The organism is Confluentibacter lentus (genome assembly GCF_002806995.1).
GTDB lineage: Bacteria > Bacteroidota > Bacteroidia > Flavobacteriales > Flavobacteriaceae > Confluentibacter > Confluentibacter lentus.
This window is the reverse complement of sequence record NZ_NIHE01000001.1, coordinates 584,803-599,755: the sequence shown is the minus strand read 5'-3', so window position 1 is coordinate 599,755 and position 14,953 is coordinate 584,803. Positions and strand designations below refer to the sequence as shown.

16 protein-coding genes are annotated in these 14,953 nt (G+C 33.7%); 8 read left to right on the top strand and 8 right to left on the bottom strand.

Translation table 11 applies throughout. The annotated features are described in order from the left end of the window. Position 1: 1 nt before the first annotated feature. Genes CDH50_RS02635 through CDH50_RS02625 form a run of 3 tightly spaced genes read left to right on the top strand, consistent with a single transcriptional unit; the run spans position 2 to position 2,432 of the window. Positions 2-1,417, top strand: coding sequence for an efflux transporter outer membrane subunit (locus tag CDH50_RS02635; RefSeq protein WP_100610590.1), 1,416 nt, complete (start codon positions 2-4; stop codon positions 1,415-1,417). A gap of 10 nt (positions 1,418-1,427) precedes the next feature. Further along, complete coding sequence (locus CDH50_RS02630) at positions 1,428-2,018, top strand: TetR/AcrR family transcriptional regulator (RefSeq protein ID WP_100610320.1); 591 nt, start codon at positions 1,428-1,430, stop codon at positions 2,016-2,018. Between the two features lie 18 nt (positions 2,019-2,036). Next, on the top strand, positions 2,037-2,432 hold the full coding sequence (locus tag CDH50_RS02625) for a hypothetical protein (RefSeq protein WP_100610319.1): 396 nt from the start codon (positions 2,037-2,039) through the stop codon (positions 2,430-2,432). Positions 2,433-2,527: 95 nt separating this feature from the next. Here CDH50_RS02625 and CDH50_RS02620 read toward each other — a convergent pair whose 3' ends face one another. Further along, a complete protein-coding gene (locus CDH50_RS02620) occupies positions 2,528-3,529 on the bottom strand; it encodes an NAD(P)H-dependent glycerol-3-phosphate dehydrogenase (RefSeq protein ID WP_100610318.1) in 1,002 nt (333 codons plus the stop codon). 131 nt (positions 3,530-3,660) lie between these two features. Here CDH50_RS02620 and CDH50_RS02615 point away from each other — a divergent pair, with 131 nt between their 5' ends. Continuing rightward, positions 3,661-4,602: a nicotinic acid mononucleotide adenyltransferase gene (locus CDH50_RS02615; protein ID WP_100610589.1), complete on the top strand. Its 942-nt coding sequence runs from the start codon at positions 3,661-3,663 to the stop codon at positions 4,600-4,602. A 97-nt stretch (positions 4,603-4,699) separates the two neighbouring features. Here the strand turns inward: CDH50_RS02615 and CDH50_RS02610 are convergent, their stop codons facing one another. Then, positions 4,700-5,200, bottom strand: a complete 501-nt coding sequence (locus CDH50_RS02610; RefSeq protein WP_198513424.1) for a DUF4411 family protein — start codon at positions 5,198-5,200, stop codon at positions 4,700-4,702. Positions 5,201-5,202: 2 nt separating this feature from the next. Then, positions 5,203-6,321 carry an ImmA/IrrE family metallo-endopeptidase gene (locus CDH50_RS02605; RefSeq protein ID WP_232731941.1) on the bottom strand — a complete coding sequence of 373 codons (1,119 nt, stop codon included), beginning with the start codon at positions 6,319-6,321 and terminating at the stop codon, positions 5,203-5,205. A gap of 299 nt (positions 6,322-6,620) precedes the next feature. On the opposite strand from CDH50_RS02605, the gene CDH50_RS02600 reads away from it, so the two are divergent. The 3 genes from CDH50_RS02600 (at position 6,621) to CDH50_RS02590 (ending at position 8,249) form a co-directional block, all read left to right on the top strand. After that, positions 6,621-7,076: a DUF1801 domain-containing protein gene (locus CDH50_RS02600; protein WP_100610315.1), complete on the top strand. Its 456-nt coding sequence runs from the start codon at positions 6,621-6,623 to the stop codon at positions 7,074-7,076. A 12-nt stretch (positions 7,077-7,088) separates the two neighbouring features. Next, entirely contained in the window at positions 7,089-7,850 is a 762-nt protein-coding gene (locus tag CDH50_RS02595) for a sulfite exporter TauE/SafE family protein (protein WP_100610314.1), read from the top strand. Positions 7,851-7,916: 66 nt separating this feature from the next. Continuing rightward, a complete protein-coding gene (locus tag CDH50_RS02590) occupies positions 7,917-8,249 on the top strand; it encodes a TM2 domain-containing protein (RefSeq protein ID WP_198513423.1) in 333 nt (110 codons plus the stop codon). 57 nt (positions 8,250-8,306) lie between these two features. Here CDH50_RS02590 and CDH50_RS02585 read toward each other — a convergent pair whose 3' ends face one another. The 4 genes from CDH50_RS02585 to CDH50_RS02570 all read right to left on the bottom strand — a co-directional run bounded on the left by CDH50_RS02585 (position 8,307) and on the right by CDH50_RS02570 (position 13,078). Continuing rightward, positions 8,307-9,326, bottom strand: a complete 1,020-nt coding sequence (locus tag CDH50_RS02585; protein WP_100610313.1) for a carboxypeptidase-like regulatory domain-containing protein — start codon at positions 9,324-9,326, stop codon at positions 8,307-8,309. 80 nt (positions 9,327-9,406) lie between these two features. Then, a complete protein-coding gene (locus CDH50_RS02580; RefSeq protein WP_198513422.1) occupies positions 9,407-11,236 on the bottom strand; it encodes a GNAT family N-acyltransferase in 1,830 nt (609 codons plus the stop codon). A gap of 110 nt (positions 11,237-11,346) precedes the next feature. After that, positions 11,347-12,597 (bottom strand): aspartate kinase, encoded by a 1,251-nt coding sequence (locus CDH50_RS02575; RefSeq protein WP_100610312.1) that lies wholly within the window; start codon positions 12,595-12,597, stop codon positions 11,347-11,349. Between the two features lies 1 nt (position 12,598). Further along, positions 12,599-13,078, bottom strand: coding sequence for a GNAT family N-acetyltransferase (locus tag CDH50_RS02570; RefSeq protein ID WP_100610311.1), 480 nt, complete (start codon positions 13,076-13,078; stop codon positions 12,599-12,601). A 120-nt stretch (positions 13,079-13,198) separates the two neighbouring features. On the opposite strand from CDH50_RS02570, the gene fbp reads away from it, so the two are divergent. Then, positions 13,199-14,206 (top strand): class 1 fructose-bisphosphatase, encoded by a 1,008-nt coding sequence (gene fbp / locus CDH50_RS02565; RefSeq protein WP_100610310.1) that lies wholly within the window; start codon positions 13,199-13,201, stop codon positions 14,204-14,206. 40 nt (positions 14,207-14,246) lie between these two features. On the opposite strand, the gene CDH50_RS02560 is transcribed toward fbp, so the two are convergent. After that, complete coding sequence (locus tag CDH50_RS02560; protein WP_232731940.1) at positions 14,247-14,903, bottom strand: DUF2490 domain-containing protein; 657 nt, start codon at positions 14,901-14,903, stop codon at positions 14,247-14,249. Positions 14,904-14,953: the final 50 nt, after the last annotated feature.

The following is a 14,953-nucleotide window of genomic DNA, read 5'->3' as shown; positions in this document are numbered from 1 at the left end:
TATGAAATCTATAATAAAACACACATTTTTTGGCAAGACCATACTCATTATTGTCATGGCTTTTACATTGCAAAGTTGTTTTGTAGCCAAAGAATATGAGCGACCAGAGTTGGCTGAAACCCAAAATTTATTCAGAACGGATAATTTGCCAACCGATAGTATATCGATGGCAGATGTATCTTGGAAAACACTATTTACAGATAGTTATTTAAACCAATATATTGAAGAAGGCCTTCAGAACAATATTGATATTCGTGTGGCTTTGCAACAAATAATTTCTGCAGAAGCGTATTTCAAACAAGGTAAAGCGGGTTATTTGCCAACCTTAACAGCAAAGGCGACGATGACGCATCAAGAATTGGCAAGAAACAGTCAGTTTGGTTCTTTTTTTAATGGTGCTATCGACCAATATGAACTATCTGGTTCACTTTCTTGGGAAGCCGATATCTGGGGTAAAATTAGAAGCAATAAACGCGCGTTTCAAGCAGGCTATTTACAAAGTGTCGCAGCACATCAAGCCGTGAAAACCCAATTAATATCCAGTATTGCCGCAACCTATTATCAATTATTGGCTTTAGATGCCCAATTGGCCATCACGGAAAAAACGATTGCAACTCGTGAAAGTAGTGTAGAAACCATTAAAGCTTTAAAAGATGCCGGACAAGTCACACAGGTAGCGGTCGACCAAAATATTGCGCAGTACAATAATGCCAAAGCCCTTCAAGTGGATTTGGAAGCCGCTATTTTTAGAACAGAAAACACCTTAAGTATTTTGTTGGGGAAAGCACCGCAGCATTTTGAAAGAAGTGAAATAGATGTGCAAGTTATTGATACTGATTTAAAATTGGGCGTACCTGCAACTTTATTGCGTAATCGACCCGATGTTATGGCAGCCGAATACGGTTTAATCGAGTCGTTTGAGTTAGCAAATGTGGCAAGAAGTAATTTCTATCCCTCATTAACATTAACGGGTTCTGGTGGTTTTCAAAGTTTGGAGTTAGATGAATTGCTTAGTGCCAATTCATTATTCGCTACGTTGGTTGGTGGTTTAACGCAACCTATTTTTAACCAGCGACGTATTAAAACACAAAACGAAGTCGCCAAAGCCCAACAAGAACAAGCCTTGTTGAACTTCAAAAAATCACTTTTAGTGGCTGGAAATGAAGTATCGAATGCATTATATACTTATACTGCTGAAACTAAAAAGTTCGAGTACAGACAAAATGAAGTAGAGGCTTTGCGAAATGCCGAAAGCAATTCCGAAGAATTATTAAAAAATGGGTATGCTAATTATTTGGATTTATTAACCGCCAGACAAAGCGAGTTGAGTGCCGAATTAAATGTTATAGACAGTAAATTACAGCAATTACTTTCGGTTGTTAATTTATATGAAGCCCTTGGTGGTGGTTGGAAATAAAAACTAAAAGATGATTAGTAAATCAGAACTTTTGGAATGTTCCATTACAAACTTCACCAAGTTTGGTAGCAAGAGTTTCACGTTGGATGAACTGGCGAGTGAAATGGGCATGTCCAAAAAAACGATTTACAATTATTTCAAGAATAAGGAAGATTTAGTATCGGAAAGTGTGGGGTTTTTGATTGAAAAAATCAAATACGATATGGATTCGGCTTTACTTCAAGAAACAGACCCGATTGTGAAGATTATAGAAATTTATAGAATCGGATTTGGGTATTTTAAATGTTTTAAACCCTCATTTATATTCGGATTGAAAAAATATTATCCGAAAGCAAGTGAGGTGTTTGAAATGTTTAGAAACAACGTGGTTTTTGATAACGTTTATAATTTATTGGTGGAAGCGCAACATAATGGATTCATTAGAAAAGATGTGGATTTAAATTTGGTTTGCGAATTATACTTTTTAAGAATAGATAACATCGCTTATAAAATCAATAATTTATTTGAAAAATATACAAATGAAGCTTTATTGCAGCATTTAATAATTCATAATTTAAAAGGTATTTCGAGTGCGAATTACACCAATGCTTATTTTGAATAATTCGTCTATTTTTGTGGCATGAAAAAAGATATTGAAATTCCAAAAGTCGAAGGCGTGTATGTGGCTGTTGTTTACGAATATAACGACATTTACAAAACCAACGATTGGAATGCCTACATCATAAACGATAAGGAAGTCGATTTAGATATGGTGCTTATTGTTACCACTGGCTATAGTGAAGAAAAAATTACTTCCACATTCAGAAAGAAACTAGATGTATTGCCTAAAAAAAGTTACGCTAAAATCGAATTGATGCAAGAAGAATTATTTGCCTTAAACAACACATTTAAAGTGTCCTTTTTTGAAGGAAACAAGATGTTTGATAAAACCTATCTGTTTAGAAAAAACACGATTAATTTAAAAGCGTTGCAATCTATTCCTTTGATGGAGGTTAGGGGTGTTTTAGTAAAATGATTATTTAAACGTCATTACCAGGAATATTTTTTGAGACGTGGTAATCTTATTGTTTTGTATTTAAAAGATTGCTTCACTCCGTTCGCAATGACGAATCAATCCAACTTCTCAGTCAACTTTTTAAACACTTTTTTCGGATTTTTATTTTCATATAAAATCTCATAAACCGCATCTATAATAGGAAGTTTAGTTTTTTGTTTGTTCTTTTCATTGAGTAAATGCGCACTTTTGGTAGCATAATATCCTTCGGCAACCATACTCATTTCCATCATTGCCGATTTAACCGTATAACCCTTGCCAATCATATTGCCAAACATGCGATTCCTAGAAAAAATGGAATAGCCAGTAACCAACAAATCGCCCAAATACGCCGAATTATTAATATTACGTTTCATCTTATGCATTTTCCTAATAAAGCGTTTCATTTCACGTATCGAGTTACTCATTAGCACACTCTGGAAATTATCTCCATAACCCAATCCGTGAGCAATGCCGGCAGCAATGGCATAAATATTCTTTAGCATTACGGCATATTCAACACCAATAATATCATCGCTAATTTTTGTTTTTATATAATCGCTTGCTAAGTTTTTGGCAATGGCTTTTGCTTTTTTGGCATCCGAACATGAAATGGTTAGGTATGATAAACGTTCCAACGCCACCTCTTCGGCATGGCAAGGTCCGGCAATCACGGCAATATTATCGTAAGGTACTTTATAAAATTCATGAAAATGTTCACCTACCAACAAGCCACTTTCAGGCATAATCCCTTTAACGGCCGACACGATGGTTTTTTCAGAAATATCAACAGTCAGTTTTTCCAATTCGCTATGCATAAAGGCAGAAGGAATCACAAAAATCAACACATCGGCATAATTTGCCATTTCGTTAATATCATTGCTCAGTTTCAGTTGTTCCAAATGAAATTCCACCGAACTTAAATAATTAGGATTATGCTGTTCGCGCAGCAAATGCTCTTTGGTAGACACGCTACGCATGTACCAACCCACTTCATCTAAATTTTCACAAAGCATTTTCACAATCGCCGTGGCCCAACTACCAGCACCAAAAACAGCATATTTTAAAGGCGTTTCCATAACATAGTTTAATTCACAATACTTCAAAAATACATAAAATATTATTGAGAGGCAGATGAAGATAGTATTAACGAAAAATTTTTGGCACGCGTTTTGAAATCTAGTTAGTATAATTCCTAAAATGTATGGTTATGAAGACTATAAAATTACTTTTAAGCGTTGCTCTGGCAACAACCCTTTTTACTTCGTGTTCTACGGATGTGATCGTTGATGATTATAATCCACAACCAACCATATCTATAAACCAATTATTGAATTCTTATGAATTGTGGTATGTAGATATTAATAGAACCATAGGCTACGGAACCACACCGTTTTTACAAAAGGCATTCACCATATCTTTTAGAAATGGAACCATGTTTGCCAACAATAATTTAGTGGGGATTGGCTCTAGCGGAAATGGATTTGGTATAGATGTAGCAAGTTACGATGCTTATAATATGATTTTAGATGTTTACCATGATATTGATGGGTTTGAAACGTTTGATGTGTTTCAAATAGATAATAATACCATAGAATTATATAACCCAAATAACGACACATCTTACTTTTTAGATGGCTACCAACGTAGCAATTTTGATTATGATTTTGTGTTTTATGATAACATTCATTACTTCTTGCAAGAATACGTAGCTTGGGAAAAAGTATATACCAGTAATTTTGGAGTCATCAACGAATTTGATAACGAAAATTATTTACAATTTTTAGCTGGCGGAAATGACTCGGAATTTAGAAGTTCACAAGATGCCAATGGTAGAAATGTTAATAATTTGTATTGGGATTACACCGGACTGTATGGCGTTGGAAACATTAGTGGTAATTTCTATTTAAAAACTTTAACATTAGATTATGATTTCTTCAACAATGAACATTTTGAATTGAGCGTTATTAATGATGGAAAGATAGAATTATATCACCCAAGTTCTGGAACGGTATATGAGTTTGTTGGTAGAGGTTACATTCAATATTTAAAAGAAGGTGACACTAAAGGTAAAACAGCGACAGAAAAAGAGAAGTTGCGTAAGTTTAAAAACGATAAAGTTGATAACCCTAGAGAGAGTACACGGGTTTAAGCATAAATTTTTGGTTGGTTATTTAGTTTTGGAAACCGTTTAAAGATATTATTTCTTTAGGCGGTTTTCATTTTTGGTTCTAATCTTCGAGTGTTATTTAAGGTAATGAACATTGGAATTTGATGTCTAACTCGTCAATAAATTGAAAGTCATTTATCCATCTAATTCCCATATTGTCACAAACGTTAGGGATTTTAATTCTGTTAGAATTTAAAGCTGTAACCTTTTCTTCTTTTGTTACAACTGTTGCATTTTCATGCAGAGCATGTGCAATTACCCAAGGGTCTGCCAATGACCGAGCTTTAGTGTTGTCAACCAAGTTTTTATGTGCTGGATCAGCTGAATAAATTTTTTGTAAGCATATAGTAATAGGCTCACTTATTTTGTTGATTGAAATTTTACTTCCTTTTAACCATTTTGAAAGGTCGTCTTCTGTTCTCGTTATTTCTAAATAAACCAATTCGGGAATAAAAATTCTATTTTGTTTGCCAAGTTCTATCAATAATTTCCAATAATCGGGGCAAAATTTTGGATTGTAATATTTTTGCCATGCTTGGATTAACACATTGGCATCCAAACAATATTTGTTTGCCGTCATGCTCATCTAAATAATTGGGATTCTAGTTTTTGAAATTTATTTACTTGAACATTTAATAAGTTGCTTGCCAATGTCGGCTCAATAAACCCACCACGAAAAGCATCTAAAACAGTTTGGGTAAAGAGTCTACTGTTTCTATTTAATTGAAGCAAAAAATAATTCGGTCCACCCGGTTTATCTTTTTCCTTTTGTTTTTCTTTTTTCTCTGCTTCTTTTTTTAAGTATTGAGCATAATCAATATCTGCTTGTTTTTTGAGTTTCTGATAAGTAGGAGTTGAAATAATATTAAGATTTAAAGCTCTAACCAATAAAGCAAAAGAACTAACGCCTAACTGTTTGGCGATTTTGAAAATATCTTTTGAATTTTGAAATGATGATATATCAAAACTGAAAACTGTTTCTTTTGGCATTAAAGCATTTGCTGCTACTTCATTGCAGAACAATTCTACGGGATGAAATTTGTCTTTGTGCTTTAAGTTAGGTTCAACTTCGTTGGAAATGCCAGTTTCAGCAATCCAAATGTGTGCTAATTCATGAACTAGTGTAAAAAGTTGTGGAGCATTCCAATCATCAGAATTTAGAAAAATAAAAGGAGCAAGGTAGTCTGCAATTGCAAAACCTTGCAGCTCTTCTGAATCTAATTTAAGTCGAGAGTGTATAAAGCTTGTTCTTGAAACGAAAACACCGTTTTTCTCTGCGGCATCAATCCATTCTTTAATAGGATTTTCTGTTTTGTATAATGAAGGATTTATCTTTAAAGTGTCAAGAATATCTTTTGCAACTACTTGAGGATTGTCTTTTATTGAGAAGCGACCAACAAAGGACAATTTTTCTTCGTGATTTTCTGAATATACATCACTAATCCAAGCTTGCTTTTGTTGAATTTCTCGAATGATAAAAATGGATGAAGTTGTCAATGTCTTTGAACCTGATTTTCTGAAATCTTGAAGTGGCTGAAAGTCACGAGGAATTTCAGGTAAAAAAAACAACGCAAAAGGTCTTTTATATGCTTTGGCTAATGTCTGTGCTTGACGAATGGTTGGTTGATTGGTTCCTTCTTCCCATTCCTTAAACTTCTCAACAGGCACAGAAACTTTCGCAGCAGCAGTTTCTTCGGTCATTCTTGCCGATTCTCTTGCCCATTTTAGAACATTTGGTGTTATGAATGCTTTGTTTGCCATTTAGGTCTCAAAAATACAAATTTTAAGGTCGGGTTTATGTAAATACTAATGTTTGAATGTCTCATTGTAGTTCTTTAACATAACAGTCAACTATAATGATATGAAATCGCTTTAATGTTTCGAGCATTAAGCGAAGTTCAACAAATTTTCCCACAAACACAAACATCCTACAATAAATAATAAAGCCGTTTTTTTAATGCCCGGATTTATTATACCTTTATTTCAGCAGAAATATTAACATGCAGTATCAAGCAGATTCACCAGAGGATTACATCAACCAGCTGCCAGAAGACAGGAAAGAACCTATTAGCCAGTTAAGACAGGTTATTAAAAATAATTTGCCAAATGGTTTTGAAGAAGGCATCAGTTATGGGATGATTGGTTATTATGTGCCACATACGCTGTATCCAAAAGGGTACCATTGCGACCCAAAATTACCGTTACCTTTTTTGAGCATCGCGTCACAAAAAAATGCCATTAATTTTTATCACATGGGCATGTATGCAAACCCTGAATTGCACGATTGGTTTGTGGCTGAATTTCCTAAACACAGCAAACGTAAACTCGATATGGGTAAAAGCTGTATTCGTTTTAAATACGTTGATGATATTCCTTATGAATTGTTGGCAGCATTATGCAAAAAAATAACATCAGAAGAATGGATTTCAATCTATGAAAAAACATTTAAAAAATAATTAAACGTCCTATTGGATTACACACACATTCTTCAGTCCTTCCAGTTATCAGTTTTTCAATGGCTAGCCATTGGCTTAGCAGGTATTTTATTAGGGGCTTCAAAATCGGGGATAAAAGGCATTGGGATTGTTATCATCTTAATATTGGCCTTTGTTTTTGGTGAAAAAGCGTCTACAGGTGTTTTGCTTCCTATGTTGATAGTTGCCGATATTTTAGCGGTTATTTATTATAATAAACACGTGCAATGGAAATACATCATCAAGTTATTGCCATCTATGGTCATTGGCGTATTGGTAGGTGTTTGGTTGGGTAATGATATTTCAGAGCTGGTTTTTAAAAGAATCATGGCCATTATTATCATATTTTCTGTACTTATTATGGTCTATACGGAAAACCGAAAAACCAGTATCCCCAATAATAGATTATTCGCCTATAGCTCTGGTTTTATGGCCGGCGTTGCCAGTATGATTGGCAATTTGGCTGGCCCGATTGCCGATATTTATTTTTTAGCTATCAGGTTGCCAAAAAATGAGTTTATTGGTACGGGTGCGTGGCTATTTTTCATCATCAATGTGTTTAAACTGCCCTTTCATATATTCATTTGGAATACCGTAACTGTGGAAACATTGGTGTTGAATTCGGTGTTGGTTCCAGCAGTAGTGATAGGATTTTTTATAGGCGCTTACATTGTTAAACTAATATCTAATGTGAATTACAGGCGTTTTATTTTTATTGTTACGGCCATTGGAGGTATTATTTTATTATTAAGATAATGAGTAGTTTACAAACCAATTCGATTTTTTATTACCTTTATATGTCTAACCAAAAAACCAAAAAACATGTCTGACGAAAAAAATTTAAAAGACGATATCAACGAGATGGTAAATGATGCTAAAGAAAGTGCTAAAGAGTTTGTTCACGAAGCGGATAGAGTTGTTTCGGCCGAGAATAAAAAACTTGTTGCAGGAATTCTAGCTATTTTGATAGGTTCTTTAGGAATCCATAAATTTATTTTAGGGTATACCAAAGAAGGGATTATACAGATAATTATTAGTATTGTAACATGTGGCATTGCTGGAATAATACCTTTTATTGAAGGTATTATTTACCTAACCAAATCTGATGAAGAATTTTACAGAACATATCAGGTAGGTAGAAAACCTTGGTTTTAATAAAAAAGATTTTAAGAATAATAAAAAAAACCGTTGAAATTAGTTTCAGCGGTTTTTTTATTTTCCCAAATTATAATCTAATGGCACCAAGTCGCCCACGCGTTGATTTGCCATATATCCTGCAAACTCAACCTTGGTAGAATTCGAAAAATTCCCATATTTATCTATTAGAATTTCAGGAATATGCAAGGTCATAGTAGAGCGTTCTTTATTCTGCACAATTGTAATTGGTTTTTTTAAAGTCAGCTTTTTTAAATCGGGATTTTCACTTGGGGTAATGATGATGAGGTCACTTGGAGACACTAGAAATTTTTTATCAAAAATTTGGTAGCCTTTAGTATTTAGTTCGTCGTTGTAAATGGCTCTAATAAATTCTAATACGGAGCCTTTATAGGCTTTGTCTCTATTTCTTTTAGCAGTTCGCTCATTATAATTTTCAAGATCTTTATAAAAAACGGAGCCTTCGTAGATTACGGTTTTCACATCGAAAACTTCATAATCGTTTGTTACTTTCACATTTATAAAATCAATTTCGAACACATTTATATCATAAGACACTTCATATTGAAGACTGTTATTTCGAATAATAATAGGAACTTTTGAGCTCGCGTTCAATTTCCGTTCATTTTTGTAATAGCGCAAAATCAAATCTTTCTCGTTTAATATGTTGCACGAATTGGCAAATGTTGATTTCCCCAAAAATTCCCTTCTAAAAATTTTAAGTTTTTGTTCTCTGGTTAAACCGTCATCTGCGTTTATAACGACTTCATCCAATAAATCGATGGATTCCTTAAGTAATACAGTGATGTTATTTTGAGCTCTATAATCTGAAATCACTTCTTTTTGATAACCCAAATAAGAGATTATTAAAACGGATTGTATGGCATCATTATACGAAATGCTAAACTTTCCTTCAGCATTGGTGGTGGCTCCAATGGTTGTATTATCAAAATAAATAGAAACAGCTTCAAGAGGCTGTTGGGTGTTATAATCAATGACGGTACCTGTAATAGTTTGAGAATGGCAATAAAAATTGCCTATAGAAAAGATTAATAAAGTGAAAATAAAATACCTCATTATTATCTGAAAATCAAAGCAATATAGTAAAAAAAGAATTGTTAAGGGATTTTCTTATAAAGAACAGATGAAAGCAAAAGTTAACCTTCGGTATTCTCCATAAACTTACGTTCCAATTCTGCTTGAAACTCTTCCATAACAGGGCGTACGGTACTTTCGGGCAAGTCGGCTATTTTAATGTACATTAAGCCATCTACCGCATTGTTAAATAAAGGGTCGACATTAAATGCGACCAAGCGTGCATTTTGTTTAATATATTTTTTGAGTAGTACAGGCAAACGTAACGCACCTGGTTCTATTTCATCAATAACCTTATCGAATTTGTTTAAATCGGCTTCGGTTTCATCAAAAACAAAATCTTTATCGGCATCCTTCAGCTTCACTTTAAACTCCTTTTTAGGATGCACATATTGGGCAATATAGGGGTCGTAATAATGCGATTTCATAAACTCAATCATCAACGATTTTGAGAAATTTGAAAACTGATTGCTGATACTTACACCACCAATTAAAAATTTATGTTCTGGATGTCGCAACGTGATATGCACAATACCTTTCCACAGTAAAAATAAAGGCATGGGTTTTTGTTGATAATCTTTAATGATGAATGCACGACCCATTTCTATGGATTGGCTCATCATTTTATAAAGCTCCGGCTCGAACCTAAACAAATCCTGCAAATAAAAACCGTTGATACCATAGCGTTCAAAAATTTTAGAGCCCAAGCCCATTCTGTAAGCACCAGCTATTAATTTATGGTCGTTATCCCAAAGGAACATGTGGTAATAATAAGTGTCAAACGCATCTAAATCTATAGACTCATTAGTGCCTTCGCCCACCTCCCTAAAGGTGATTTCACGTAACCTACCAATTTCCCTTAAAATATTTGGGATATCATCTGGTTTGGCAAAAAACACCTCATAGTTTTTACTTTGTAAAAGTCTGGAATCGTTTTTACGAAGCACTTCAACTTCTTTTTCCATAACATCCACATTCACAGGGGTCACGATACGTTTCGGAATTTTAGGTGTTTTTAATGTAGATGAAATGTTGTCTAGAATTTTCGATTTATCTTCAAAAGAATTAGAAAGCATATAGGTTTTTCGCCTTAAGAATTCTGAAAATTCTTCAAGGGTTGTGTATTCTTTTTGATCGGCAACCGAAATAGGTTTTCCAATCCTCACTTTAATAACCCGACGTTTTTGTGATAATACTTCCGAAGGTAATTTAGCGGTTCTTAAGGTGTCGCTAATCTTGGAAAGTTTATAAAACAAACGACTGTTTTTAGCATGGAAATAAATAGGAACCACTGGGACTTCAGCTTTTTTTACCAATTTCATAGCGGCTTCTTCCCATGGTCTATCAACCACTAATTTCCCATCTCTATATGTTGAAACTTCTCCAGCAGGGAAAATACCCAGAGGCGAACCATTTCTTAAATGTAAAATAGCATTCTTAAAACCAGAGACACTGGATTTTACATCTTTCCTGTCTTCAAAAGGATTTACGGGCATAATATAAGGCTTCATGGGCTCTATACGATGCAGTAAAAAATTGGCAATAATTTTAAAATCCTTTCGCCTTTCCAACATTAATTTTAAAAGTAAAATACCATCAATACCACCAAGCGGATGGTTGGAAACCGTGATATACGCACCATCTTTTGGTAAACGCTTTAAATCTTCTTCGGGGATTTCAAATTTAATTTGGAACTCATCTAAAATACTATCCAGAAATTCAACATCTTTAAGATGCATATTTCGGGTGTAAAATTTGTTTAGTGTAGATATTTTTAAAACCTTCATTAATATCCAACCAATAAACGTTCCTATAAAACCATAGTTATCAACGTTTATGACTTTGGCTATTTCCTTTGCCGAAACTAAACCTATATCTTCTTTTTTAGACATGCACAAACCTAATCATTTTTTTTCATTTTTATCACTTCATGGCACTACACTATATTAGTTTTTATTCTACAAAACCAGTTAGTATTAGAGAATAAAAATCTACAAAAAGCCTATGTAGTAACCATTTGAACTGTGCCCTCGGTGAGTTGTTTTAATAAAATGGTTTTGCCTTTTTCTAACTGATTGATGGCGTTTTCATTATAATGCCTGATGGTATAAAGCGATACATGTTCATGGCAGGTTACTTTGAATTTCGCTTTTAAATGAAGTAATAATTTGTCAAGATTATTATAAATATTATCCACACAAACAGAAAAACTAATGGCCGAATTTTGAATGACATCCACTTTCATTTTATAAGTATGCAACAGACTGAAAATTTCGCTGATGTTTTCTTCAACAATATATGAAAAATCCAATGACGATAATGAAATTAAAACTTGGTCTTTTTTAACAATGAAACATGGAATATTAGGTTCTAAAATAAGCTCTTTTCCAACCATCGTTCCAGGGGCTTCCGGATTTAAAAATGACTTAACATATAAAGGGATTTCCTTTTGTTGTAAAGGTTGCAATGTTTTTGGATGAATCACCGAAGCACCATAAAACGCCAATTCTATGGCTTCTCTATAGGATATTTTATTAAGCAATTGAGCATTCTCAAAATAACGCGGGTCGGCATTTAAAACACCGGGGACATCTTTCCATATCGTCACACTATCTGCATTTAAGCAATACGCATAAATAGCAGCGGTGTAATCACTTCCTTCTCTTCCAAGCGTCGTGGTGAAATTGTTGGCATCGCTACCTATAAATCCTTGCGTAATGTTTAAAACGGACTTATTAAAATGTTTTGTAATGAGGGTTTGGGTTTCTTCCCAATTCACGTTGCCTCTTCTGTAATAATTATCGGTTTTAATGTGCTCCCTAGCATCAACCCAATTATTTTTTATACCAATATGATTGAAGTATTCACTTATAATCACGGTAGAAACCAACTCGCCATAACCAATCACTTGGTCGTAAACAAAGCTGTAATCAGGCGATTTATTGATCTCTAAAAAGCTGCGTAATGCATCAAAAAGAGCCGCTATTTTTTTAAATGAAGGATGCTTTTCATCATCAAATAAATCCAATAAAATAGCATTATGGTATTTTTTTACGTCTTGAATGGCGCTTTGAAGCTCTTTTTTATTGTTGAAATAATTATTGATAACAACCTCTAGTGCATTGGTTGTTTTTCCCATGGCAGAAACCACAATCAAGGTGTTTTTATAACCTACTTTTTGTAAAACCGACGCCACATTTTTAACGCCATTGGCATCTTTTACAGAAGCACCACCAAACTTAAATACTTGCATATTATAATTTTGAAATATAATCTTTTATACCTTGTTCATTAAGATGAACCACATTCCAATCGCGCATCACGTTAGCGCCTTTTTTTTCGTAAAAAGTGATGGCTGGCTCATTCCAATCCAATACTTCCCAATTAATTCGTTTTACGCCTAATAGGTGACCATATTTTACAACTTCATCTAAAAGTGCCGTGCCCAATCCAGTGCCTCTTTTGTTTTCTCTTACTATTAAATCTTCCAAATGTAAAGCTCTGCCTTTCCAAGTGGAGTATCTATTGTAAAATAATGCAATGCCTTCAATTTTAGAATCTATTTCACCAACAAAACAGTCGAATTGAGGAAAGTCGCCAAAGCCATCATTTTCTAAATCGGCAATGGTAATTTGTACGGCATCAGGTTCTTTTTCGAAGATAGCCAACTCATTAATTAGTTGAAAAACTTCTGCCATATCTTCTTTTTTTGCCTTTCTAATTGTGAAACCCATAATATTTTTCTATTAATTCAAAGATAGTTTAAACTTGAATATGTTAGAGATGAATCTGTAGCGAAAACGTTGTAGTTCATAAAGAAATAGTTGATATTTGTAGTACTAAAAAACCAATCCATGTCTCAAAAAATACAAACTTTAGGAGAATTTATTATTGAAAACCAAACCTCTTTTAAATATTCTTCAGGCGAATTATCAAGCCTTCTCAACTCCATCAGACTAGCCGCAAAAATAGTAAATCATGATGTTAATAAGGCAGGATTGGTTGATATAATTGGAGCGGCTGGAGATGTCAATATTCAAGGAGAAAACCAACAAAAATTAGATGTTTATGCTAACGAAAAGTTTATTCAAACGTTAATAAAAAGAAACATCGTTTGTGGTATTGCCAGTGAAGAGGAAGACGATTTTATTTCGGTGAATAGCCAAGATGAAAACCATCAAAATAAATATGTGGTGTTGATAGACCCATTGGATGGTTCTTCAAATATTGACGTGAATGTATCTGTAGGGACTATTTTTTCTATTTACAGGCGTATCACGCCAGTTGGAACACCTGTAACCCTTGAAGATTTTTTACAAAAGGGCAGTAAACAGGTTGCTGCTGGTTATATTATTTATGGTACGTCTACGATGCTTGTTTACACCACGGGAGATGGGGTCAACGGGTTTACTTTAAATCCTGCCATTGGCTCTTTTTATTTATCACACCCAAATATGCAATTTCCAGAAAACGGCTATATTTATTCTGTGAATGAAGGCAACTATCTTCAGTTTCCTCAAGGCATAAAAAATTACATTAAATATTGCCAAAGAGAGGAAGATGATAGACCTTATACATCACGATATATTGGCTCTTTAGTATCCGATTTTCATAGAAATATGATTAAAGGAGGCATTTATTTGTATCCACAAGGTTCTAAAAATCCCAATGGAAAATTACGTTTGTTGTACGAATGTAATCCCATGGCATTTATAGCAGAACAAGCCAAAGGAAAAGCTAGTGATGGTTTTAATAGAATTTTAGACATACAACCCACCGAATTGCATGAACGTGTGCCGTTTATTTGCGGAAGTAAAAATATGGTTGAAAAGGTAGAAGAATTTATGAGAGAAACTAAATAAAAAAAGCGAACTGAGAAGTTCGCTTTTTTGTGATTTTTTATCATAGTGTAACAAATGCCATTAAATTTAGTTGATCTCTACCAGAGGTCTCAAAATATTGGTTCATATATCCAGCTTCCAATCTTATGTTCTCACTTAATTGATAACCAATGCCACCATATAATCGGTTTCTATCAAAAATAGCACTTTTAGTATTTAAAAAGATTTCATTATAAGCCGAAAAATAAAACGGACTGGTGCTTTTAAAAGGAATATTTAAACCTAGAAAATAGCGAAAACGCATTTTAAAATCATCTTCTATAAAACGTTGTTCAAAACGGTACCTATGGCTCAACTTAACAGAACCTATGTTTTGAGTGGAAATAAATTGCTGAAAAATTCTATGTTCATTAATGCTTAACTTGTCATTGGTATTATTTATGTAATTTTCAGAGAGAATATACCCATATCCTAATAAAACATTATTTTTTCCCTCATTAAAAGTATATCCTAAACCAGTTCTTAAAAGTAATTGTTCTAAATCACCTATAGCATTGTAGTTTCGGTATTGAACTTCATGATGTATATTCCATTTTGAGTCTAATTTTTTATTCCCAAAATAAATTAACCAATTACCAAAATCACTGTCTTGTGCCTTTAAAAAGTTAGGTAGCGTTAAAAATAACATTAACGCTACCATACCTATTTTCTTTTTCATGTGTAAATTTTATTGTTTTTCAATGGTCACATGCAATCACTCAAGTTTAT

Excerpts from the sequence above, each read along its gene's own strand:
- CDH50_RS02635 (WP_100610590.1), top strand. The coding sequence starts at position 2 with ATGAAATCTATAATAAAACACACATTTTTTGGCAAGACCATACTCATT.
- CDH50_RS02630 (WP_100610320.1), top strand. The coding sequence starts at position 1,428 with ATGATTAGTAAATCAGAACTTTTGGAATGTTCCATTACAAACTTCACC.
- CDH50_RS02625 (WP_100610319.1), top strand. The coding sequence starts at position 2,037 with ATGAAAAAAGATATTGAAATTCCAAAAGTCGAAGGCGTGTATGTGGCT.
- CDH50_RS02620 (WP_100610318.1), bottom strand. The coding sequence starts at position 3,529 with ATGGAAACGCCTTTAAAATATGCTGTTTTTGGTGCTGGTAGTTGGGCC.
- CDH50_RS02615 (WP_100610589.1), top strand. The coding sequence starts at position 3,661 with ATGAAGACTATAAAATTACTTTTAAGCGTTGCTCTGGCAACAACCCTT.
- CDH50_RS02610 (WP_198513424.1), bottom strand. The coding sequence starts at position 5,200 with ATGACGGCAAACAAATATTGTTTGGATGCCAATGTGTTAATCCAAGCA.
- CDH50_RS02605 (WP_232731941.1), bottom strand. The coding sequence starts at position 6,321 with ATGACCGAAGAAACTGCTGCTGCGAAAGTTTCTGTGCCTGTTGAGAAG.
- CDH50_RS02600 (WP_100610315.1), top strand. The coding sequence starts at position 6,621 with ATGCAGTATCAAGCAGATTCACCAGAGGATTACATCAACCAGCTGCCA.
- CDH50_RS02590 (WP_198513423.1), top strand. The coding sequence starts at position 7,917 with ATGTCTGACGAAAAAAATTTAAAAGACGATATCAACGAGATGGTAAAT.
- CDH50_RS02585 (WP_100610313.1), bottom strand. The coding sequence starts at position 9,326 with ATGAGGTATTTTATTTTCACTTTATTAATCTTTTCTATAGGCAATTTT.
- CDH50_RS02580 (WP_198513422.1), bottom strand. The coding sequence starts at position 11,236 with ATGTCTAAAAAAGAAGATATAGGTTTAGTTTCGGCAAAGGAAATAGCC.
- CDH50_RS02575 (WP_100610312.1), bottom strand. The coding sequence starts at position 12,597 with ATGCAAGTATTTAAGTTTGGTGGTGCTTCTGTAAAAGATGCCAATGGC.
- CDH50_RS02570 (WP_100610311.1), bottom strand. The coding sequence starts at position 13,078 with ATGGGTTTCACAATTAGAAAGGCAAAAAAAGAAGATATGGCAGAAGTT.
- fbp (WP_100610310.1), top strand. The coding sequence starts at position 13,199 with ATGTCTCAAAAAATACAAACTTTAGGAGAATTTATTATTGAAAACCAA.
- CDH50_RS02560 (WP_232731940.1), bottom strand. The coding sequence starts at position 14,903 with ATGAAAAAGAAAATAGGTATGGTAGCGTTAATGTTATTTTTAACGCTA.